General features: G+C 63.6%; 22 protein-coding genes. 8 read left to right on the forward strand and 14 right to left on the reverse strand.

The window, feature by feature from the left end:
- Positions 1–10 precede the first annotated feature (10 nt).
- Positions 11–3502: an indolepyruvate ferredoxin oxidoreductase family protein gene (locus tag Q2941_RS32300; protein ID WP_458194941.1), complete on the reverse strand. Its 3492-nt coding sequence runs from the start codon at positions 3500–3502 to the stop codon at positions 11–13.
- A 288-nt stretch (positions 3503–3790) separates the two neighbouring features.
- Here Q2941_RS32300 and Q2941_RS32305 point away from each other — a divergent pair, with 288 nt between their 5' ends.
- On the forward strand, positions 3791–4999 hold the full coding sequence (locus Q2941_RS32305) for a c-type cytochrome (protein WP_458194942.1): 1209 nt from the start codon (positions 3791–3793) through the stop codon (positions 4997–4999).
- A 97-nt stretch (positions 5000–5096) separates the two neighbouring features.
- Here the strand turns inward: Q2941_RS32305 and Q2941_RS32310 are convergent, their stop codons facing one another.
- Positions 5097–5738 carry a trimeric intracellular cation channel family protein gene (locus Q2941_RS32310; RefSeq protein WP_458194943.1) on the reverse strand — a complete coding sequence of 214 codons (642 nt, stop codon included), beginning with the start codon at positions 5736–5738 and terminating at the stop codon, positions 5097–5099.
- A 164-nt stretch (positions 5739–5902) separates the two neighbouring features.
- On the opposite strand from Q2941_RS32310, the gene Q2941_RS32315 reads away from it, so the two are divergent.
- Positions 5903–6301, forward strand: coding sequence for a hypothetical protein (locus Q2941_RS32315; protein ID WP_027525994.1), 399 nt, complete (start codon positions 5903–5905; stop codon positions 6299–6301).
- A 57-nt stretch (positions 6302–6358) separates the two neighbouring features.
- Here Q2941_RS32315 and Q2941_RS32320 read toward each other — a convergent pair whose 3' ends face one another.
- The 3 genes from Q2941_RS32320 to Q2941_RS32330 form a co-directional block, all read right to left on the reverse strand.
- Positions 6359–7168 (reverse strand): isocitrate lyase/PEP mutase family protein, encoded by an 810-nt coding sequence (locus Q2941_RS32320; RefSeq protein WP_458194944.1) that lies wholly within the window; start codon positions 7166–7168, stop codon positions 6359–6361.
- A gap of 74 nt (positions 7169–7242) precedes the next feature.
- Complete coding sequence (locus tag Q2941_RS32325; protein WP_027525996.1) at positions 7243–7593, reverse strand: antibiotic biosynthesis monooxygenase family protein; 351 nt, start codon at positions 7591–7593, stop codon at positions 7243–7245.
- Positions 7594–7617: 24 nt separating this feature from the next.
- Positions 7618–7926, reverse strand: coding sequence for an NIPSNAP family protein (locus Q2941_RS32330; RefSeq protein ID WP_458194945.1), 309 nt, complete (start codon positions 7924–7926; stop codon positions 7618–7620).
- Positions 7927–8127: 201 nt separating this feature from the next.
- Between Q2941_RS32330 and Q2941_RS32335 the strand changes: the two genes are divergently transcribed.
- Together Q2941_RS32335 and Q2941_RS32340 are read left to right on the forward strand one after the other, a co-directional pair.
- The gene (locus Q2941_RS32335; RefSeq protein WP_027525998.1) at positions 8128–8826 is read left to right on the forward strand and encodes a winged helix-turn-helix domain-containing protein; all 699 of its coding nucleotides are present in this window, start codon (positions 8128–8130) and stop codon (positions 8824–8826) included.
- 329 nt (positions 8827–9155) lie between these two features.
- The gene (locus Q2941_RS32340; protein ID WP_027525999.1) at positions 9156–9398 is read left to right on the forward strand and encodes a GCG_CRPN prefix-to-repeats domain-containing protein; all 243 of its coding nucleotides are present in this window, start codon (positions 9156–9158) and stop codon (positions 9396–9398) included.
- A 492-nt stretch (positions 9399–9890) separates the two neighbouring features.
- Here the strand turns inward: Q2941_RS32340 and Q2941_RS32345 are convergent, their stop codons facing one another.
- Entirely contained in the window at positions 9891–10235 is a 345-nt protein-coding gene (locus Q2941_RS32345) for a twin-arginine translocation signal domain-containing protein (RefSeq protein ID WP_458194946.1), read from the reverse strand.
- Positions 10236–10471: 236 nt separating this feature from the next.
- Between Q2941_RS32345 and Q2941_RS32350 the strand changes: the two genes are divergently transcribed.
- Positions 10472–10933 (forward strand): VOC family protein, encoded by a 462-nt coding sequence (locus Q2941_RS32350; protein WP_027526001.1) that lies wholly within the window; start codon positions 10472–10474, stop codon positions 10931–10933.
- A 187-nt stretch (positions 10934–11120) separates the two neighbouring features.
- Here Q2941_RS32350 and Q2941_RS32355 read toward each other — a convergent pair whose 3' ends face one another.
- From Q2941_RS32355 to Q2941_RS32375, 5 genes are all read right to left on the reverse strand, one after another.
- On the reverse strand, positions 11121–11336 hold the full coding sequence (locus Q2941_RS32355; protein ID WP_027526002.1) for a dodecin family protein: 216 nt from the start codon (positions 11334–11336) through the stop codon (positions 11121–11123).
- Positions 11337–11511: 175 nt separating this feature from the next.
- A complete protein-coding gene (locus tag Q2941_RS32360) occupies positions 11512–11838 on the reverse strand; it encodes a GcrA family cell cycle regulator (RefSeq protein WP_458194947.1) in 327 nt (108 codons plus the stop codon).
- A gap of 34 nt (positions 11839–11872) precedes the next feature.
- The gene (locus Q2941_RS32365; protein WP_458194948.1) at positions 11873–12055 is read right to left on the reverse strand and encodes a hypothetical protein; all 183 of its coding nucleotides are present in this window, start codon (positions 12053–12055) and stop codon (positions 11873–11875) included.
- 116 nt (positions 12056–12171) lie between these two features.
- Positions 12172–12657 (reverse strand): adenosine-specific kinase, encoded by a 486-nt coding sequence (locus Q2941_RS32370; protein WP_458194949.1) that lies wholly within the window; start codon positions 12655–12657, stop codon positions 12172–12174.
- A 107-nt stretch (positions 12658–12764) separates the two neighbouring features.
- Complete coding sequence (locus Q2941_RS32375; RefSeq protein WP_458194950.1) at positions 12765–13211, reverse strand: DUF2214 family protein; 447 nt, start codon at positions 13209–13211, stop codon at positions 12765–12767.
- A gap of 182 nt (positions 13212–13393) precedes the next feature.
- Between Q2941_RS32375 and Q2941_RS32380 the strand changes: the two genes are divergently transcribed.
- Positions 13394–13624, forward strand: coding sequence for a hypothetical protein (locus Q2941_RS32380; RefSeq protein WP_458194951.1), 231 nt, complete (start codon positions 13394–13396; stop codon positions 13622–13624).
- 96 nt (positions 13625–13720) lie between these two features.
- Here the strand turns inward: Q2941_RS32380 and Q2941_RS32385 are convergent, their stop codons facing one another.
- Positions 13721–14065 (reverse strand): hypothetical protein, encoded by a 345-nt coding sequence (locus Q2941_RS32385; RefSeq protein WP_458194952.1) that lies wholly within the window; start codon positions 14063–14065, stop codon positions 13721–13723.
- Between the two features lie 807 nt (positions 14066–14872).
- Positions 14873–16405 (reverse strand): acyl-CoA carboxylase subunit beta, encoded by a 1533-nt coding sequence (locus tag Q2941_RS32390; RefSeq protein WP_458194953.1) that lies wholly within the window; start codon positions 16403–16405, stop codon positions 14873–14875.
- A gap of 146 nt (positions 16406–16551) precedes the next feature.
- Here Q2941_RS32390 and Q2941_RS32395 point away from each other — a divergent pair, with 146 nt between their 5' ends.
- Positions 16552–16956, forward strand: coding sequence for a DUF4260 domain-containing protein (locus Q2941_RS32395; RefSeq protein WP_027520923.1), 405 nt, complete (start codon positions 16552–16554; stop codon positions 16954–16956).
- A gap of 194 nt (positions 16957–17150) precedes the next feature.
- Positions 17151–17744, forward strand: coding sequence for a hypothetical protein (locus Q2941_RS32400; protein ID WP_254113106.1), 594 nt, complete (start codon positions 17151–17153; stop codon positions 17742–17744).
- Here Q2941_RS32400 and Q2941_RS32405 read toward each other — a convergent pair.
- Positions 17741–19114: a serine hydrolase gene (locus tag Q2941_RS32405; RefSeq protein WP_458194954.1), complete on the reverse strand. Its 1374-nt coding sequence runs from the start codon at positions 19112–19114 to the stop codon at positions 17741–17743. The genes Q2941_RS32400 and Q2941_RS32405 overlap by 4 nt on opposite strands.
- Positions 19115–19120: the final 6 nt, after the last annotated feature.

Raw genomic sequence — 19120 nt, forward strand, 5'->3', positions numbered from 1 at the left:
GGTGACCGCCCTACTCCGCCGCGATCTGCCTTGGGGCCGGCGGCGGGCTCGCGAGGTCGGCGGCGAGCTGGGCGTAGCGGGCTTTGGCGGCTTGCACCGCCTTTTCCTTCACCGGGCCGTAGCCGCGGATGCGGTCGGGCAGCGACAGCAGCTCGACTGCGGTGTCGTGGGTGATCGGCGACAACAGGCCGAGCACGGTGGCGACGTCCTTCTGGTAGCCGTTGATCAGGTCGCGCTCGAGCTTGCGGTCGGCCGAGTAGCCGAAAATGTCGAGCGGGGTACCGCGCAGGAAACGGAATTTTGCGAGCCACCGGAACGCGCCCAGCATCCACGGCCCGAAGGCGCGCTTCTTCGGGCGGCCCTGTGCATCGACGCCGGACGCCAGGATCGGCGGGGCGAGGTTGAAGCTGAACTTGAAATCGCCTTCGAACTGGTCGCGGAGCTGCTGCTCGAACTGGCCGTCGGTGAAGAGCCGCGCAACCTCATACTCGTCCTTGTAGGCGAGCAGCTTGGCGTAGTTGATCGCCACCGCGCGCGGCAGCGCATCGCCATAGCCGCCTTTGACCGCGGCGTCACGGACCTGGTCGACCAGCTTCCGATAGCGCTTGGCAAGGCGTCCGTTCTGGTAGGCGGTGAGATGCTTGGCGCGATGCTCGATGATCTCGTCGAGGCTCATTGCCTCAAGGCTCTTCGGCGCGATCACCTCGTCCGTTCCCTTCAGCATGTCGGCGAGCCGCTTGGGATCAGCCGCCGCAAGACGGCCGAGGCGGAAGGCTTCCTTGTTCATCTTGATCGAGACGCCGTTGACCTTGATCGCCTGCTCGATCGCCTCGGCGCCGACCGGCAAGAGCCCTTTCTGATAGGCGTAGCCCATCATCATCATGTTGGTGGCGATGGCATCGCCAAGGAGCTGCTCGGCAGGCTTGGTGAAGTCGAAGAAGGTGGAGTCCTTGTGCAGCGCGGTTTCCAGCACCGCATTCAGCTTGCGGGTCTGGAAGTTGAAATCGCGGTTGAGGATGAAATCGGCGGTGGGGATGAGGTGGCTGTTGATGATGCCGCGGGTGCGGCTGCTATCGCAGAGCGAGATCGTGTCCTTGGCAACCGCGACGACCTCGTCGGCGGCGAGCACGAGATCGGCCGTGCCCGTGACGATGCGCGAGCACGTCACCTCCGCCGGATGATCCGACAGGCGGACGTGGCTCAGCACCGCACCGCCCTTTTGTGCGAGGCCGGACATGTCGAGGATCATCGAGGCCTTGCCCTCGATATGGGCGGCCATGCCGAGCAGTGCGCCGATGGTCAGGACACCCGTGCCGCCGACGCCACCGACGGCGACATTGTAGGGCTTGTCCAGCGCCGGACGCGAAGCGGGCTCCGGCAGCTCGCCGATGTCAGCAAGCTCGGCCGGGGCGCGATGGCGCGGCGCACCGCCGTCGATCGTTACGAAGGACGGGCAAAAACCTTTCAGGCACGAATAGTCCTTGTTGCAGGAGGACTGGTTGATGGCGCGCTTGCGGCCGAACTCGGTCTCCAGCGGCTCGACCGAAATGCAGTTCGACTGCACCGAGCAGTCGCCGCAACCTTCGCAGACCGCTGGGTTGATCATCACGCGACGCGGCGGATCCTCCATCAGGCCGCGCTTGCGACGGCGGCGCTTCTCGGCGGCGCAGGTCTGCACGAAGACGATCGCGGACGTGCCCTTGTACTCCCGGCACATCTTCATGACGTTCTCGAGCTCGTCGCGATGATACTTCTTCACGCCGGGCGCGATGGAATCGGGCGGATATGCGTCGGGATTTTCCGAGACCAGGTAGATCTCGCTGATGCCCTCGGCGTGAAGCTGGGCCATGATCTTCTGCGGCGAGAGATCGCCGTCATGGCGCTGGCCGCCGGTCATGGCCACCGCGTCGTTGTAGAGGATCTTGTAGGTGATGTTGGCTTTGGAGGCGATCGCCTGGCGGATGGCGAGAATTCCCGAGTGGAAGTAAGTGCCGTCGCCAAGGTTCGCAAAAATGTGGCTCTCGTTGGTGAAGGGGGCGATGCCGACCCACGGCACGCCCTCACCGCCCATATGCGTAAACGTCTCGGTCGAGCGGTCCATCCACAGCGCCATGAAATGGCAGCCGATGCCGGCGAGCGCGCGGCTGCCTTCGGGGACCTTGGTCGAGGTGTTGTGGGGGCAGCCTGAGCAGAAGTATGGGGTTCGAGAGACTGGCGCGGTGGCCTGCATCTGGGTCGCCTGGCGGCCGTTGAACCAGTCGGCCTTGGCGCGGAGCATCTCGGCGATTTCAGGATTGAGATTAAGTCGAAGCAGCCGTTCGGTGATCGAGCTTGCAAGCGAGGCGACGCTGAGCTCGGCAGCGAAGGTGAGGAAGCGCTTGTCGTGATCGTCCATCTTGCCGACGATGCGCGGGCGGACGTCGTCGCGCCAGTTGAACAGCTCCTGCTTGACCTGGTTCTCGACGATCTCGCGGCGTTCCTCGACGATGAATATCTCCTCGAGGCCGATGGCAAACTGCCGCACGCCCTCCGGCTCCAGCGGCCAGGGCATGCCGATCTTGTAGAGGCGCAGGCCGATCTTCGCGGCGACTTCCTCGGTAACGCCGAGCTCGCGCAGCGCTTGGCGCACGTCCTCATAGCTCTTGCCCGACGCCATGATGCCGTAGCGGGCGTTCGGGCTATCCATCGTGACGCGGTTGACCTTGTTGGCGCGCGCAAAGGCGATCGCCGCATAGCCCTTGTAGTCCTGGAGGCGCCGGTCCTGCTCGAAGCGATCGTCGGGCCAGCGCAGATTGAGGCCGCCGGGCGGCAGCTCGAAATCTGAGGGGATAATGAAGGGCTTCATCTCGTCGGTGAGATCGATCTCGGCGGTGGTCTCCACCGTCTCCGTGATCACCTTCATGCCGACCCAGCAGCCCGAGTAGCGCGACATCGCGATACCCAGCAGGCCCATCTCGATCATCTCGTGGATGCTGGAGGGATAGAGATACGGCATCAGCGCCGAGATGAAGGCATGGTCGGACTGATGCGGAACGGTCGAGGACTTTGCGCCGTGGTCGTCGCCGGCAAGACACAGCACGCCGCCATTCTTGGCCGAGCCCGCGGCATTGCCGTGGCGGAAGACGTCGCCACAGCGGTCGACGCCGGGGCCCTTGCCGTACCAGATGCCGACCACGCCGTCGTACTTGGCACCGGGCGAGAGGTTGAGCTGCTGCGAGCCCCAGATCGCGGTCGCGGCGAGATCCTCGTTCACGCCGGGCTGGAACTTGATGTTGTACTGCTCGAGATGCTTTCGGGCGGCGAAGAGCTGCTGGTCATAGCCGCCGAGCGGCGAGCCGCGATAGCCGGAGATGAAGCCCGCGGTGTTCAGCCCTGCAGCGCGGTCGCGCCGGATCTGCGCCATGGGCAGGCGGACCAGCGCCTGGATTCCCGTGGTGAAGACATGTCCGGTGGATTGGGTGTATTTCTGATCGAGACTGATCGGACCCTGGTTGATGCCCATTTTTGTCCTCTTCGCCCTCTTAAGTCGTTGGCGTGCCCGTTGTTTTTAGCTAGGGCGCCCCGGATGCCCGCGCCACTCTATGTCGGAATTTTAAGCCTCCGCATCACAAATCTGGACCAAAGCGGGGCGCTGGCGAAAATCGCAATTTCGTGGCGGCAAGTCCGCCCGCCCTTTTCAACAAGTCCGCCCGCCCTTTTCAATTTGTGTCAGCATACCCGGGGCGTCGCGAAACGACGTAACGCGTCTATAATGCGTCCCATGGCGATTGGTCGCAGGGGGAGGCCGGGAATGCGGACGATTCTGGCGTCTCTGGTATCGGGGTTGGTCTTGTGCAGTGCAGTCGAAGCGACCGCCAGCGAGCCCTCGCCGGAGGCGATCGCCCACGGCAAGGCGCTGGTGGAAGCCGGCGACTGCGCAAGTTGCCACACTGCCGATCCCGCAAAACCGTTCGCGGGCGGCAAGCGCATCGACACGCCCTTTGGCGGGATCTATGCGCCGAACCTGACGCCGGACCGCGACACCGGAATCGGCGCTTGGACGGATGCCGACTTCACCCGCGCGCTACGCTTCGGCATCGCGCCGGATGGCTCCTATTATTATCCGGCGTTCCCCTACCCCTACTTCACCAAGATGACCAAAGACGACACGCTGTCGATCCGCGCGTATCTTTCGACACAGGCGCCCGTCAGCAATCGCGTCAAGGCGCCGGAGCTACGCTGGCCGTTTGGCTATCGATCCCTGATGCGCGCCTGGAACTGGCTGTTCTTCAAGCCCGGCCTGTTCGAGCCCGACCAGTTCAAGACCACCGCGTGGAATCGCGGCGGCTATCTCGTCACAGGGCTCGGCCATTGCGGCGCCTGCCACACGCCGAAAAACTATTTTGGCGCCGACAAGCTCGAGCTGGCGTTTTCCGGCAACGAGGTGAATGGCTGGTTCGCACCGCGGCTCGATAGCGCCTCGCGAAGCGGACTGAAATCGTGGAGCGTCGACGACATCGCCGAATATCTGCAAAGCGGCCGCAATGCCAAGAGCCATGCCGACGGGCTGATGGCCGAGGTCATCGTCAACTCGACCTCGAAGATGAGCGATGCCGATGTGCGCGCCATGGCGGTCTATCTGAAGGGGCTGCCGCCGGGACCGAACGAGCCCGCGGCAACGCCGCCATCAGAAAGCGAGATGAAAGCGGGCCAGGCGGTCTATGCGAAGTTCTGCATCGCCTGCCATGAAGCCGACGGCTCCGGCGCGCCGCGCATCTATCCGCCGCTGCCCGGCAACGCGCTGCTGCAATCCGAAAATCCGTCCTCGACGCTCCGCGTCATCCTCGACGGCGCCCACACAGTGACAACGCCGCGCGCACCCAACACCGGCGAGATGCCGGGCTATGCCAGGCAATTGTCGGACGAGCAGATCGCAGAGGTGACGAACTACATCCGCAACTCCTGGGGCAATGCCGCACCGCCGGTGACGGCGGCGCAGGTCGGGAAGGCGCGGAAGTAAGCTCCTGACAAGATCAGGCTTAGCGACGATGTGGTTACGTTACACCTCTCCCATAGGGAGACGTGAATCGAGATTGCCGCACGAGCTCATCCAACCTCTACCGCTCTTCGCCCGTGAACACGAACTTCGGCATCTCCCATTTGTAGCGGACAGCGAGCAGACGGAAGCTGATGCCGAGCACGAAGGTGAGAATGGTCCAGAGCTCCGCATTGAGCTGAAGGCCGAACGCCGTGGCGTAGAACAGGCCCGTGACCACCGAAACGCTGGCGTAAAGCTCGGAGCGAAACAGCAGCGGCACGTCGTTGCAGAGAACATCGCGGAGCACGCCGCCGGCACAGCCCGTCACCATGCCGGAGACGATCACGATGGGGAGCGAGGCATCCATCTGCCAGGCGACGTCGCAGCCCGCCATGGTGAAGACCACCAAGCCGATCGCGTCGAGCACGATGAAGGCCAGCCTGAGCCGATGCACGAGGCGCGCGAACAGAATCGTGATGAAGGCCGCCCCGCCGCTCAGCGCGAGATAGACGGGGTTTTGCACCCAGGCGAGCGGATAATGACCGAGGAAGAGATCGCGCAGCGTGCCGCCGCCGAGCGCAGTGATGCAGCCGAGGAAGCAGACGCCAAGCCAATCCATGTTGCGCCGGCCCGCGGCAAGCGCCGCGGTCACCCCCTGCGCCGCGACCGCGACCAAGGAGAGGAAATGCAGCACGCTGTCGCTCGGTGGCAGACTCCACATCGCATGTCATCCCGTTTCGAGGTGGAACTTACGTCTCCAGTTCCGCAAAGAACAGGTTCCCGATTCCCGCGCACGCGGCAACATGCGACGAAAGCATGAGATCCACCGGAACTGAACTTCGCATCCCCGGGTTGTCTGGTCAGTCAATTCGAGGAGATCAAGCGATGGCCGATGACCGTTTTCCGAATGACCCCTATCGCCCCATCGGCGAGGATGAGTATCTTCGCGCCGCGCGGCGGGATGCCGACCTCCAGGCTGATCCCGAACTCGGCGAAGGCCCCGCCTCCAGCGGCAAGATCGCGCTGTTTGCGGTCGCGATCGCGCTGGTGCTTGGCGCAGTGTTTTACGGCTTGAACAATACCAGCGTGAACCAGGCCTCGACCGAGCCACCGGCGAAGACCGCGCAGACGGCACCTGCAAATCCGGCCGCGCCTCCGGGCATGCGCGACGTGACGCCGAAGGGCAACGCTTCGCCGGGCGTGACCACCGGTGCGGCACCGAGCCAGCCGGCTTCGCCAGCCCCGTCTCCGAACGCGCCGTCTGACGCCGGCAAGGCGCAGTAACGCTGCCGAAACACGAAAGCGGCGGGACGCTGACGTCCCGCCGCTTTTTGTCATGCGTCAGCCGAACATCTTGTTCAGCTCGCCGCCGGGATAGCCGCTTCCGAGCTCGGCAAACGTGCCCTTCTCCGCCATCTCTTTCGCCGCGCGCATGAAACCGCCCCATGCGGCGCGGGCTAGCGAGCCGCCGACGCTGATCCGGCGCACGCCGAGATCCGCGGCCTCTTGCAGCGACAGGCCAGAGGCGCCTATCAGGAGATTGAACGGCCTTGGATGCACCGCCTTCACGACGGCAGCGATGTCCTCGCGCGTCTTCAGGCCGGGCGCATAGAGGCAATCGGCACCGGCATCGGCATAAGCCGTGAGCCGGTCGATGACGAGCTTGAGGTCGCTGACGCCCCACAGATAGGCCTCGCAGCGACCGACCAGCAGCGTGCCGCTGTCACCGATCGCCTTGCGCGCGGCCTTGATGCGCTCGACCGCGAGCGCGCGATCATAGAGCGGCTTGTCCTTGTCGCCGGTGGAATCCTCGATCGAAAGCCCGGCAACGCCGGTCCGCACGCCGCGTTCGACATTTTCCGCGACCTTGTCCGGCTCGACGGCGAAGCCGCCCTCGAAATCCGCATTCACGGGGATGTCGACGGCCGAGCACAATGCTGCCAGATGCTGACAGACATCGTCCACGGTGACGCGGTTGTCGGCGCGCCCGATCGTCCAGGCAAAGCCGGCGCTCGATGACGCGATCGCCTTGAAGCCGAGATGCTGCAGGGCCTTGGCACTACCGACGTCGAACGGATTGGGCAGAATGAAGCAGCCGCTCTCGTGCATCTTCCGAAATGTCGCGCGCTTGTCCGCGGTCGTGACGTGCATGTTTCTCTCCCTTGTTGGCCGCGCAGACATAGGCACGCGTCCGGGGCAGCGCCAGTAGCGCGCCCGGGCACGCGCTAGTTCGCGTCGTGCACGACGCGGCTGTCTTTCGGCGCCTCGTCGCGATTCTGCATGCCGTAGTCGCGGACGACGCTGGCAATGCGCAGGCGATAATCGGCAAAAAAGCTTCCGCGGCCTTTGGCCTGCGCGTGGCGATGCTCCATCGTCTTGCGCCAGGCCTCCACGGCCGCCTCGTCTCGCCAGAACGAGACCGACAGCACCTTGCCCTTCTCGGTCAGGCTTTCGAAGCGTTCGACCGAGATGAAGCCGTCGATGGTCTGGAGGATCGGCTTCAGATCGGCCGCGAGATCGAAATAATGCTGCCGGTGCTCCGGCTTGGGCCAGACCTCGAAGATCACGGCGATCATGGGCGCCTCCCTGACGGTTTGCGTCTACAATACCATCTTGCGCAGGAACGTCCGCTCCTCGGCGAGAATAAACCTGTTCTCCTCGGCGAAGTGGAAGTTCGCCATCCCCTCGGCGTCCTGGCGCAGCCGCGCGCGATAGGCCTCGTAGGCCGCCAGGCTTTCGAACGAGATCAGCGCGAAGGCGATGTTGTTGGTTCCCTCGTGCGGCATGAAGTAGCCGATCAGATCGCCCCCGCATTTCGGGATGATGGTGAGCCAGCGCTTCGCGTACTCCTCGAACTGCGCGCGCTTGAAGGGATCGAGCTGGTAGCGGATGAAGACGGTGATGGACATGATGGTTTCTCCCACTCTCCGTCATTGCGAGGAGCCACCCGGTCCCGCCTCTCGGCGGGCCGGATGACAGGCTCCGCGACGAAGCAATCCAGACTGTCGTCGCGGAAGCAATCTGGATTGCTTCGCTGTGCTCGCAATGACGTGTTTGCGGCAAGAGCCTACACCCTTGCCTCACCACAATGCTTCGGTTATCATCGAAGCATGAAAGCAGGACCTGACATCGCCATGGTCGCTTCGCTCGTCGGCGACCCCGCCCGCGCCAATATGCTGACAGCGCTGATGAACGGCCGCGCGCTCACAGCAAGCGAGCTTGCCCAGGAGGCCGGGATCACGCCGCAGACCGCGAGCTCACATCTTTCAAAGCTCGAAGCCGGCGGGCTGATCGAGCCGGAGAAGCAGGGCCGGCACCGGTACTACCGCCTCACCGACCCCGATGTCGCCGGCGTGCTCGAAGGCCTCGCGGGGCTTGCCGCCCGCGCGGGCCACATGCGCGTGCGCACCGGGCCGAAGGATCCGGCGCTGCGGCGGGCGCGGATCTGCTACGACCATCTCGCCGGCGATCTCGGCGTGCAGATGCTCGACTCCTTACGCGAGCGGCGCCTGGTGAGGCAGAAGAAGCAGGACATCGAGCTCACGGCCGAGGGCGAACGCTTCCTCGCAAGGCATTTGCAGATCTCGCCCGACATGCTCGCCCATCCGCGCCGGCCGGTCTGCAAGGCGTGCCTGGACTGGAGCGAGCGGCGGCATCATCTCGCCGGCACGCTTGGCGCGGCCATGATGAAGCGCTTCACCGAATTGAAATGGGCGGCGCGCGATGCGACGCCCGGCAGCCGCGTGGTGAATTTCACCCGCACCGGCGAGAAGCAGTTTGCCGCGCTGTTCGGCAACGGGCACGAGTAGTTGCACAATCGTGCGTGAACGAAGGCTCGCGTCATGGCCGGGCTTGACCCGGCCATCCACGCGTTTGTTGCGGCTCGCACGTGGATGCCCGGGACATCTGCACGAAGAGGTTGCTTCGTGCTTGCGGCCAGGCGCAACGGTCCTCGGCCGCTAGCCCTTATGTCGCTTCAAGCAGCATGAACGGGGGCGTTCATGCCGCATTCAGGTCATGATTGCCAATTTGGATCGCGCCGCTTCGGCATGTCGCCAGAATTTAACATGCCGAATCGTACCTTTTGATTCATTGTGCGCCGCAAGCGCGTGACCCAAGGACCAGAGAGGGAGCTCATATGAAATATCTTTTTGCCGCCGTCTTGCTCGCCGGCGCCGTTGCAGGTTTCAGCGAAGCAGCCAGCGCTGCCGGCGGTTGCGGACCGGGCTGGTATCGCGGCCCCTATGGCGGCTGCCGCCCGATGGGTGGTGCGGTCGTGGTGGCGCCGGCGCCAGTCGTGGTCGCCCCGGTGGTCGTCGCCCGCCCGCGCGTCTGTCCGTGGGGCTTCCGCTGGTGGGCCGGCCGCTGCCGCCCGGTCTGATCGTTTCTTGCGTTGTAATGTGGCCGCGGCACCTGCCGCGGCCATTTTCTTTTTGAACCACGCCCGCCGTCGAAGACTCCCATGTTCGTTGTTGCTGTGCCGCGCATGGCGGCGCCAAGCAAGAGACGACATGAAGTATCTGATCGTAGCAGTTGCGCTGGCTAATGCGGTTGCAGGCTTTAGTGCCGCGGACGCCGCCGACGGATGCGCTCCGGGCTGGTATCGCGGCCCCGATGGCGGGTGCAGGCCAAGGGGCGCTGTTGCGGTCCGCCCTCGCGGTTGCCCCCACGGCTTCTTCTGGGCCTCCGGCCGTTGCCATCCAATACGATGACCGCGTCCCAGCGAGATCGCGCAAGGGAGGGATAGGGCGAGGCCGGCAGCGCGGCCAGCCCGGTGGTCATGATGAAATACCGATCGTGCCGCGCGTTTGATGACTTGCTGCCACCGGTGATCAAGGCAGGGATTGTAAGGCCGTCCCTGCCGAAACACCTGTTACCAATAGCGGTGGCGCCAGTGCCGATGGTGCCAACCCCAATGCCGACGACGCCAGCCCCAGTGACGGTGACGCCAACCCCAGTGCCGCCGGCGCCAGCCCCAATGGCGGTGATGGTGCCAGCCCCAGTGATGGCCGCCGCCGTGCCAACGCACCTGCTCCGGCTTGAGCTGCGCGGCCTCCTCGCTGCTGGTGACTGCGGGATGGACCTCCGGATTGCCTGGCAGGCTGGCCGGGCCTTCGATGGGCTGTGGCGCCAGCGGCGCGGCTTGCGCGGTCGCCGTCAATGCAGCGGCACCGGCCGCTACACCGAATGCGAGCTTCAAAAAATCCCGGCGCTCCATGATGTCTTCCTCTTCAGTCAGCGTTGAATGATGCGAAGGAAGTTTCGCGCCGAGGAAATGAACTCAGGCTGAACCTTGCATTCAGGTAGATTGCGCGAAGCTGACACGCGGGGTGCGCATCCGGGATGGCACAACGGCCGTCATACTTTGTTCAAGGAAAGGGGCGAGCATTCCGGACAGAACGAGGGGTGCGTGGGGCCGTCCTGCATGGATCAATCAGACCAGAGGAGACAGCCATGGCAACACAGGTGAAGCCGGTTCCCGAAGGATACCACACCGTCACGCCCTATCTCGTCGTCGACGGCGCGGAGAAGGTCATCCACTTCATGAAAGACGCCTTCGGCGCCCAGCCCGTATTCGAGCCGATGATGCGGCCCGACGGCAAGGTCATGCATGCGGAGTACAAGATCGGAAGTTCCATCGTGATGATTGCCGACGCCTCGGAGCGTGCACAGGCAACGTCCACGATGCTGTATCTCTACGTGCCCAACGTCGATGCGGTCTATCAGAAGGCGATCAAGGCTGGCGGCACGGCATTGATGGAGCCAACGGACCAGTTCTATGGCGACCGCAGCGGCGGCGTGAAGGATCCGGCCGGCAACCACTGGCACATCGGCACCCACATCGAGGACGTGTCGCCGGCTGAGCTGAAGAAGCGCGCGGCGGAATTCATGAAGCGGCAGAGCAAGGCCGCCTAGGCAGGCGCGGGCTTTGTGGGGCGGACTGGCGAAGCACCGCCAGTGTGCTTGCAATAAAAGGGGCGGGTTAGGCTTCGCCAACCCGCCCTACGCACTCCAAGGGCCCCGAACAGGAGTGCCGCCGCTGAGCACAGATACTTCGCTATGCGCAAGCCCCCTCGCCCTGCCCTCCGAGGTTTGCCTGAGCTCAATTGCCCTCGAACTTGAACGACACGTTGAGTTTGGCCCGATAGGCCTCTACCTTTCCCTTCGCGTCCAGCTGCATATCGAGTTTGACGACCTCGGCGACGCGAAGGTCCCTCAGAGATTTTGCGGCCTGCTCGACCGCGTTGCTGGCGGCCTTTTCCCAGGAGTCGGTGCTGGTACCGATCAGCTCTATGACCTTGTAGATGCTCTCAGGCATGTCGTTCTCCCGTTCGGTATGAAGCAGGAAGCAGGTGCTCCCTGCCGCTTTCGAACCTAGCACGGGATCGGCGCTCAGAGGACGCGCATGTCGCAGGGCTGACAGGCCCAGGCCGCTTGGCGGCGTGGTGGTGCCCGCTATCGAGGGGAAGGCCGCAGCGGCTGACCGTGAGCCGCTAGCCGGTATTCCTGACGGCTTCAGCCAGCATGGCGTAGAGCTGGCGCTTGCTGAATTCCTTGGGCTGCTTGTCGGTCGTCTTCCGCGACACCTTTTTTGCTGCCGGCTGGGCGCAGGCAACCAGCAACACCGGCTCTTGCTTCCGGACCGGCCTTATCCTGGGTTTTGCCGTTGGCGGCTTGTGACCACGCTTCAGGCCCAAACGGGTCAGCATGCCGCAGACAGCGTTACGGCTACACCCGAGACGGCGCGCGATCTGCGCGGCACTCTGTCCTTGGACCCAGAGCTTCTTGAGCAGCGCTACGTCTTTCGCATCCCAACTCATGGGAGACATTGTACGCCAACTGCCATCCACTTTTCTAGTCTTCGTCCGGCTCGCGTACGACAGCCGGGTCGTCGTCATCGTCCTCCTCTCCCTCATCGTCCTCGTCGTCCTCTTCATCGTCATTGGGATCCCGGGGCGGCATCGTGCTGCCGTTGATCACAAGGCGACGCCAATCCATCCAGCTGGTGGAAAATTCTTCGGGGATGTTTTGCTTCATGTTGTTGCTCCTCGGGTCTGGAGCTGAGAGCGCCGGTGGTTAACGTGCCGGGCGTCTCGCGACTGTGGGTCGACGGACTGTCGATGCAGGCCCGTCACTTCGGCTGCGTCCAGCCACTACAGCTTATAGCCGATCTTTCGCAGCAGGTCTTTCCGCCACGCAATGTCCGCGTCGGCCTCGACACCCAGCGGCGAGGCGCCATCCACGACGCCGAGCACGCCGCGGCCCAGCTCCGTTTGCGCAACGATCACCTCGGTCGGGTTGGCCGTTGCGCAGTAGATACGGCAGACCTCCGGCACGGCTCGCACCGCAGCCAGCACGTTGACGGGGAAGAACCCGTCGCCCAGGAAGATCAGGAAGGTGTGGCCGGCGCCTATGGTCAACGCGTTGTTGCGGGCCAGGGCGAGCGAGGCTTCGTCATTACCCGACCAGCGCACCAGTCGCTTGCCGGAGGCCTCGCAAAAGGCCAGCCCGAAGCGGATACCCGGGACTGCGCCCACCAGCGCTTCGTGGAGGTCTTCCACGGTCTTGATGAAATGCGACTGGCCGAAGATGAAGTTGGCGGCGTCCGGCTTGATGATGGGCACCACGGTGAGTTCCATGGCCGCGCTCCTTCAAGGTAGACACACAAGTCATCGTAGGCCAACGGAAGGCGATTGCAAGCGGCCAAAGGCGGATGGCAGGTTACGGCTTCGCCTCCCCCCACGCGCTAGACCCACCCTCCTCGCGCCATGATGGCCGCGCAGAGCACGATGATGACGATGGCGGCAAGCTCGCCATGGATGATCGACGTCACCAGCCTCTTCCGCTTCGCATCGATCACCGGCACCTGCCCCGCCTTCAGCGCCGCGTTCCACGACAGGAATTCGCGCGTCGGAATGATCGACAAAAGCCCGATGATGATGAAGAGCGCAAATTTGGTCAGGAAGGCATGACTGTGAAAATAGTAATCCCAGCCCTTCTCAAAGAAGAATACGCGGAGCAGCCCGACGATGAACAGCCCGCCTGCCGCAATGCCGAGCACGAGATCGGTGACCTGGAGCCGCCGCGCGATGGCGGCCGTGATCTCCTGCCGGATCAGCGTGAACTCGATCGCGACGGCCGAGACCAGCGCGAAGGCGCAGAGGTGATGGAGGAAGGCGAACAGCGTGGACATGGCTGGATTTCCCGGACGGATGTCGACCTCGTCGGCTGCAATGATATAGGCCGCTCCCCAACAAGAAATGACGCGAGAGCCCGAAACTATCGTTGTGCTCCACATGCGGCACAAATCTTTGCACGCGGTGTGCGGAGGGGCTTGCTGCAGGACGAACAACTCGGACCGAACAGAGCAAGCCGATGATGCCAGAGAGCGTTCACATTTACCTCTCGGAAACCCGTCATCTCATAGTATCGCTCAAGGGCTCCCTGCCCGAAAACGTGTTGTTTGGCATCGACCAGCGCGCCACCATGCGCTTGTCGATACTCCCCGATCTCCGCAATCGCGTTTTGCAGCCTTGGCAAGACTTCCTCCCATTCGGCCTCATCCAGCATGGGAATTTCCATCCTGCACCGCCAGCAAAAGAGTAGCTTCGGCATTGGTCGACATCCATCCAGATAGTCTTGCATCAAAGACGGCGGGTTACGCTAAAGCTAGCCCGCTCTACGCACCGCGCACGTAGCGCCTCACATCAACTTCATCGGCGTATCCTGCACCACGCGGAGATCGATCCGGCTGATCAGTTCCGACCGCAGCGCCTCGGCAGCACCGATGGCGTCATCGGTCTGCCGCAACGTGCTGACGTTGGAACCGAGCGACACGATCCCGCCCAAGACCAGGGCGATCGATCCGAGTGCAACCTGACCCGATCCGATCAGACCGAGGATCGTGATGAGCAACAATGCGGCGCCGCCCGCGATCGCTATCTTCGAAGCCAAAATGAACTTCCGGCATCGTTCGGCGACCTCCGCAAGCGCCTCGATCCGCGCTTCGACGTCCGAAATCTCGTCGGTTGGATCGTCTTCGGTCATCGGATTGACGATCGAGGATGTTCGGTCACAAACGGGAGAAATCTGGCGTGGGCGAGCGCGACTGCAACTCGGCGCATCGTTACGACAGATGGCAAGTTAGGTTTCGTTGACCCTGCGCTGTACGCTGTCAATCCTTGCTCCCATGATGAAAGTCACGAACTCTCCCGACGGTCGGATGTGGTGTGCTTCAACGTAGTGCCTAAATCCAGCTGGCCATTCCCATTGACCCAACCGGAGCGATTCGTGACCATTCAGGCAGCCGCAAACTCGGCATCTTGAGTATCCGCGATAGGCTATTCTCTCAGCGATCGCTTCCACAGCCGACAGGGATGTCAAAAAGGCTGCACGTGCAGGCCAGTGTTCGACTTGGGCCGGCCATGGCAGTTCGCTCTTCTCGTCGATGTGCGCACGCCAGAACCCTTCGTATCTCGGTTGACCAGCTTCAAAAGCGCCTTCTTCGCCCTGCGTTGCAGGGACGTAGAACCACCAATGGTCATCCAGCAAGAGCGCTGCGAATCTTACCGTCGATCCCGAAGGACCTGACTCGGCGATATCCACATGACAGAAGCGCGAGGAGCTTCGCGGGTCGGGTACAACGATTGCATGCTCGTTCGTTGGCGACCATACAAGGCGCCATGGATTCCAGCCGTCGATCGATTGCGTTTGGAGATCCTCCCGAGTTTTCCCTTGGGACAATCGACCAAGTAGTCGCCAGATCGCCATCGGATGCCCTTACTCAGTGGTGACCCACGACAGGATGTCGGATTACGCCCTCGGCTAGTCCGCGATGCTCCGTTCCAACATTACTCACAACGGCAAATTGTCGTGCTTCTTCGCGGGGATTTCGACCTTCTTGTCCTTCAGCATCGCCAGCGCCCGCGCGATCCGGCGACGGGTCGAGTGCGGCATGATCACGTCGTCGATGTAGCCGCGCTCCGCCGCAATGAACGGTGAGAGGAAGCGGTCCTCGTATTCCTTGGTGCGGGCGGCGATCTTGTCGGGGTCACCGATGTCGCTGCGGAAGATGATCTCGACTGCACCCTTGGCGCCCATGACGGCGATCTGGGCGGTCGGCCAGGCGTAGTTCATATCAGCGCCGATCTCCTTGGACGCCATGACGTCGAAGGCGCCGCCATAGGCCTTGCGGGTGATGATCGTCACCAGCGGCACGGTGCACTGCGAATAGGCGAACAGCAGCTTGGCGCCGTGCTTGATCAGGCCGCCATATTCCTGGCTCGTGCCCGGCAGGAAGCCCGGCACGTCGACGAAGGTGACGATCGGGATGTTGAAGGCATCGCAGAAACGGACGAAGCGCGCCGCTTTCCGCGAGGCATCGCTGTCGAGCACGCCGGCCAGCACCATCGGCTGGTTGGCGACGAAGCCGACGGTGCGGCCCGCGATGCGACCGAAGCCGGTGATGATGTTCTTGGCAAAGGCCTCCGAGATCTCGAAGAAGTCGCCCTCGTCCACGACCTTCAGCACCAGCTCCTTCATGTCATAGGGCTTGTTCGGATTGTCGGGGATCAGCGTGTCCAGCGACATGTCGATCCGCTCGATCGAATCGAAGCTCGGCCATTCTGGCACGCCGTCGCTGTTGTTCGAGGGCAGGAAGTCGATCAGGCGGCGCATCTGGAGGATCGCCTCGACGTCGTTCTCGAAGGCGCCGTCGGAGATCGAGGAGCGCGTGGTGTGCACGGAGGCGCCGCCGAGCTCTTCGGCGGTGACCACCTCGTTGGTCACGGTCTTCACGACATCGGGGCCGGTGACGAACATGTAGCTGGTGTTCTTCACCATGAAGATGAAGTCGGTCATCGCCGGCGAATAGACATCGCCGCCCGCGCAGGGGCCCATGATGACGGAGATCTGCGGGATCACGCCGGAGGCGATGACGTTGCGGCGGAAGACGTAGGAATAGCCCGCAAGCGCCGCGACGCCCTCCTGGATGCGCGCCCCGCCGGCGTCATAGAGACCGATGATCGGCGCCCTCGCCTTCATCGCCATGTCCTGGAGCTTCGTGATCTTCAGCGCGTGCGTCTCCGACAGCGAGCCGCCGAACACGGTGAAGTCCTTGGCAAACACGAAGGTCTTCCGGCCATTGACGGTGCCCCAGCCGGTGACGACGCCATCGCCCGGCACCTTGCTCTTCTCCATGCCGAACTCGATGGAGCGGTGTTCGACGAACATGTCGAATTCCTCGAACGATCCCTTGTCGAGCAGCAGCTCGATGCGCTCACGCGCCGTCAGCTTGCCGCGGGCGTGCTGCGCCTCGATGCGCTTCTCCCCGCCGCCGAGCTTGGCGCCGGCGCGACGTTCTTCAAGGGCGTCCAGGATATGTTTCATTTGCTCCCGCCAGTTCCTAAGGTGCGATTGGCTGCGGGTTCTAACACGGCATTTTGCGCGCCGGAAAGCCGCTTTGCGCATGCCCGCCGCGCCCGGACGGTCTAAAAAGCCCAAGGAATTACAGGGGCCTACCCCAGGAGATTCAGATGGACGATGCAGTCACAGCAACCGGCGAGGTGACCGGCGGCGTCAAGGTCCTGCTCCGGCTGGAGGGGCTGACGCTGTTTGCTGGCATGGTGCTGCTCTATGCGGTCTGGGGCGGGTCGTGGCTGGTGTTCGCCCTGCTCATCCTGGCGCCGGATCTGAGCTTCCTGGCATACCTCGCCGACAGCCGGTCGGGCGCAATCGTCTACAATGCCGCGCACAGCTACATGATCCCGGTGGCGCTGCTGACGGCGGGTTTTGCGCTGGAATGGCCGCTCCTGCTCTCCATCGCGATGATCTGGCTCGCCCATATCGGCATCGACCGGGCGCTGGGCTACGGACTGAAATATCAGGCAGGCTTCGGCTTCACCCATCTGGGGCGGATCGGACGGATGGGGAAAGGGTGAATGGCCGGCCCGGGCTGCGCGTTTCCCCGCGATTTGAGCCTCGGGGCGGATTGACCGATTCAGCCGATTCAGGCTTGTTTCTGACGACGATCAGCGCCGATGGGTTCGCGTGAGCTTTCAGTCGGTACGGCGGCGGTCAGTAGGCTCGATGTTTTCTTCGGCTGTTTTTTTGACCCCGCTCCCAGGCATCACGGATGTCCGCCACGGTCGTATCCCTGCCGCCCCAAACCGGTGACGAAACCGTCGATTTCCTGCGGCGGATGGCCAGCATGGTCTCGGGCCGCAACGGCGAGATGCTGATGCGCGCCGCGGCCACGATCGAAGAGCTGTCGCAGCGGGCAATGTCGGCCGAACAGCTCTATCGCCGCCAGCTCGACGCGAGCACGCGCAATGCCGAGCTGCGCGAGGTCGCCGAGGTCACCTCCGACGGCCTGTTGCGGGAGGTCGAGGCGTTGCGCGCGCAGCTTGCGGAGATCACTGCGACCAGCACGAGTGAGCGCGCGCAATTCGAGGCGGAGCGCGCGCGGATGCTGAAGCTGATGCAGAACGCCGAAGCCCATGTCGCCGATGTGACCGCCGAGCTCGACGCGCTCCGCAAGTCCGTCGACGCCTTCAACGAGACCGCGGTCACTGTCCCGATCGCGATGCTTCGGCTTGCCCGCTCGCAGTTCGACATCCTGTCCGACGGCTTTGCCAAGAACGGTGACGTGATCTCGCGTGCGATCAGCGAGATCGGCGGCTGCGCGATCGACCAGGCGCTGGCGGCGAAGAAGACGGCTGATATCTAGGGCACGCGCCGCCCGCGCATATCCTTGCCGTTCTGGTGCAGCGTCAGCATCGGCGCGGCGCCGTCCTCGGGCCTTGCGAAAGTGAGCTGGGCATCGACGACCCGGTAGAAGAAATCCGTCTCGCTCTCGGCGAACACCTCGTATTCGGCCTGCCCGGTCGCCTGTACATAGAGATGAGCGCCGTCGGCACGCACCGTCAGCACGAAGGTCGGCACGATCTGGTAGCGGCCCACATAGGCCGCGAGCAACGCGGGATCGACGGACACCTCGCGCCTGATCTTCGGCGGCGGATAGGCCGTGTTGATCATGTTCAGCGCGAACGAGGTATTGGCGGCATAGTCGCTCGCATTGGAGAGCAGGATGGATGCCTTCCCGGTCCTGGTCGAATAGCCGATGAAGGTCGCGTAACCGCCGGTGCCGCCATCCTTCCAGATCACCTCGTCGTCGAAGCGCAGGCTGGTGAACCAGCCCATGGCGACGTCGCGCTGAGTTTCTCTTGGACGCCGCACCGACAGCGTCATCTTCATGGCGGCCGAGAGCGGCGTCTCACGCGCACCCTGATAAGCCTCGACGAACTTGAAAAGGTCGTTCAAGGTCGAGCGCAGCGCGCCGGCGCCTGCGAGCACATCCAGGTCCCAATTCGCCACGGGTGCCAAGGCCGAATTGTGGCCCTGCGCCAGGCGCTCGCGCATTGCGGCGGAAAGCGTGATCCGCGTGTCGTCCATGCCGAGCGGCGCGCAGATGCGCGAAGTGACAAGCTCCTCGTAGCTCTTGCCGGCGCGCAGTGCCAGAACGTGCCCGAGCAGGCCGAAGCCGAGATTGGCGTATTCGTAGTGCTTGCCCGGCGTGTAGGCGAGCTTGTGGCTCGACAGGAAGTCGTAGAGCCGATCGGCGGTGTAGTCGGCGTAGGGGTTGGTGGGGTCCTTCGGCGCAAAATTGTCGGGCATGCGCGGCAGGCCGGAGGTGTAGGTCGCAAGATCGAGAAGCGTGATCGGCACGCCCTGGTACTCCGGCATCCTGACCCGCTCGGGCAGAAACTTTGCTGCGGGATCATCCAGCGCCACCTCGCCCCGCCCCACCATCTCGGCCAGCAGCAAGGCGGTGAAGACCTTCGTGATCGAGCCGATCTCGAAGACGGTGTCGGCATCAAGCGGGCGATCGTTGGCGGCACCGGAGCGCCCATAGGCCGCAGCGATGCGGCGGCCGCCGTCGATGCGGCCGGCGACGAGTCCCATGGTCTCGTGGCCGGCCTCGATATGGTCCTTGAGCAAGGCCGCGAGCTCCTGCTCAGGCGACGACTGCGCATGCAGCCGCGCACCGCCAAGGAGAAGTGTGGAGCCTCCGAGCAGAAGCGAGCGGCGATGCAACATGCCCCG

The sequence above is a fragment of the Bradyrhizobium sp. UFLA05-153 genome (genome assembly GCF_054185185.1).

Coding starts and splice junctions, on each gene's coding strand:
- Q2941_RS32320 (WP_458194944.1), bottom strand. CDS start 7,168: ATGCACGTCACGACCGCGGACAAGCGCGCGACATTTCGGAAGATGCAC.
- Q2941_RS32355 (WP_027526002.1), bottom strand. CDS start 11,336: ATGCCTGAGAGCATCTACAAGGTCATAGAGCTGATCGGTACCAGCACC.
- Q2941_RS32400 (WP_254113106.1), top strand. CDS start 17,151: ATGTCCGCCACGGTCGTATCCCTGCCGCCCCAAACCGGTGACGAAACC.
- Q2941_RS32330 (WP_458194945.1), bottom strand. CDS start 7,926: ATGTCCATCACCGTCTTCATCCGCTACCAGCTCGATCCCTTCAAGCGC.
- Q2941_RS32300 (WP_458194941.1), bottom strand. CDS start 3,502: ATGGGCATCAACCAGGGTCCGATCAGTCTCGATCAGAAATACACCCAA.
- Q2941_RS32390 (WP_458194953.1), bottom strand. CDS start 16,405: ATGAAACATATCCTGGACGCCCTTGAAGAACGTCGCGCCGGCGCCAAG.
- Q2941_RS32395 (WP_027520923.1), top strand. CDS start 16,552: ATGGACGATGCAGTCACAGCAACCGGCGAGGTGACCGGCGGCGTCAAG.
- Q2941_RS32335 (WP_027525998.1), top strand. CDS start 8,128: ATGAAAGCAGGACCTGACATCGCCATGGTCGCTTCGCTCGTCGGCGAC.
- Q2941_RS32375 (WP_458194950.1), bottom strand. CDS start 13,211: ATGTCCACGCTGTTCGCCTTCCTCCATCACCTCTGCGCCTTCGCGCTG.
- Q2941_RS32385 (WP_458194952.1), bottom strand. CDS start 14,065: ATGACCGAAGACGATCCAACCGACGAGATTTCGGACGTCGAAGCGCGG.
- Q2941_RS32360 (WP_458194947.1), bottom strand. CDS start 11,838: ATGAGTTGGGATGCGAAAGACGTAGCGCTGCTCAAGAAGCTCTGGGTC.
- Q2941_RS32315 (WP_027525994.1), top strand. CDS start 5,903: ATGGCCGATGACCGTTTTCCGAATGACCCCTATCGCCCCATCGGCGAG.
- Q2941_RS32345 (WP_458194946.1), bottom strand. CDS start 10,235: ATGGAGCGCCGGGATTTTTTGAAGCTCGCATTCGGTGTAGCGGCCGGT.
- Q2941_RS32305 (WP_458194942.1), top strand. CDS start 3,791: ATGCGGACGATTCTGGCGTCTCTGGTATCGGGGTTGGTCTTGTGCAGT.
- Q2941_RS32340 (WP_027525999.1), top strand. CDS start 9,156: ATGAAATATCTTTTTGCCGCCGTCTTGCTCGCCGGCGCCGTTGCAGGT.
- Q2941_RS32310 (WP_458194943.1), bottom strand. CDS start 5,738: ATGTGGAGTCTGCCACCGAGCGACAGCGTGCTGCATTTCCTCTCCTTG.
- Q2941_RS32380 (WP_458194951.1), top strand. CDS start 13,394: ATGATGCCAGAGAGCGTTCACATTTACCTCTCGGAAACCCGTCATCTC.
- Q2941_RS32365 (WP_458194948.1), bottom strand. CDS start 12,055: ATGAAGCAAAACATCCCCGAAGAATTTTCCACCAGCTGGATGGATTGG.
- Q2941_RS32325 (WP_027525996.1), bottom strand. CDS start 7,593: ATGATCGCCGTGATCTTCGAGGTCTGGCCCAAGCCGGAGCACCGGCAG.
- Q2941_RS32370 (WP_458194949.1), bottom strand. CDS start 12,657: ATGGAACTCACCGTGGTGCCCATCATCAAGCCGGACGCCGCCAACTTC.
- Q2941_RS32350 (WP_027526001.1), top strand. CDS start 10,472: ATGGCAACACAGGTGAAGCCGGTTCCCGAAGGATACCACACCGTCACG.
- Q2941_RS32405 (WP_458194954.1), bottom strand. CDS start 19,114: ATGTTGCATCGCCGCTCGCTTCTGCTCGGAGGCTCCACACTTCTCCTT.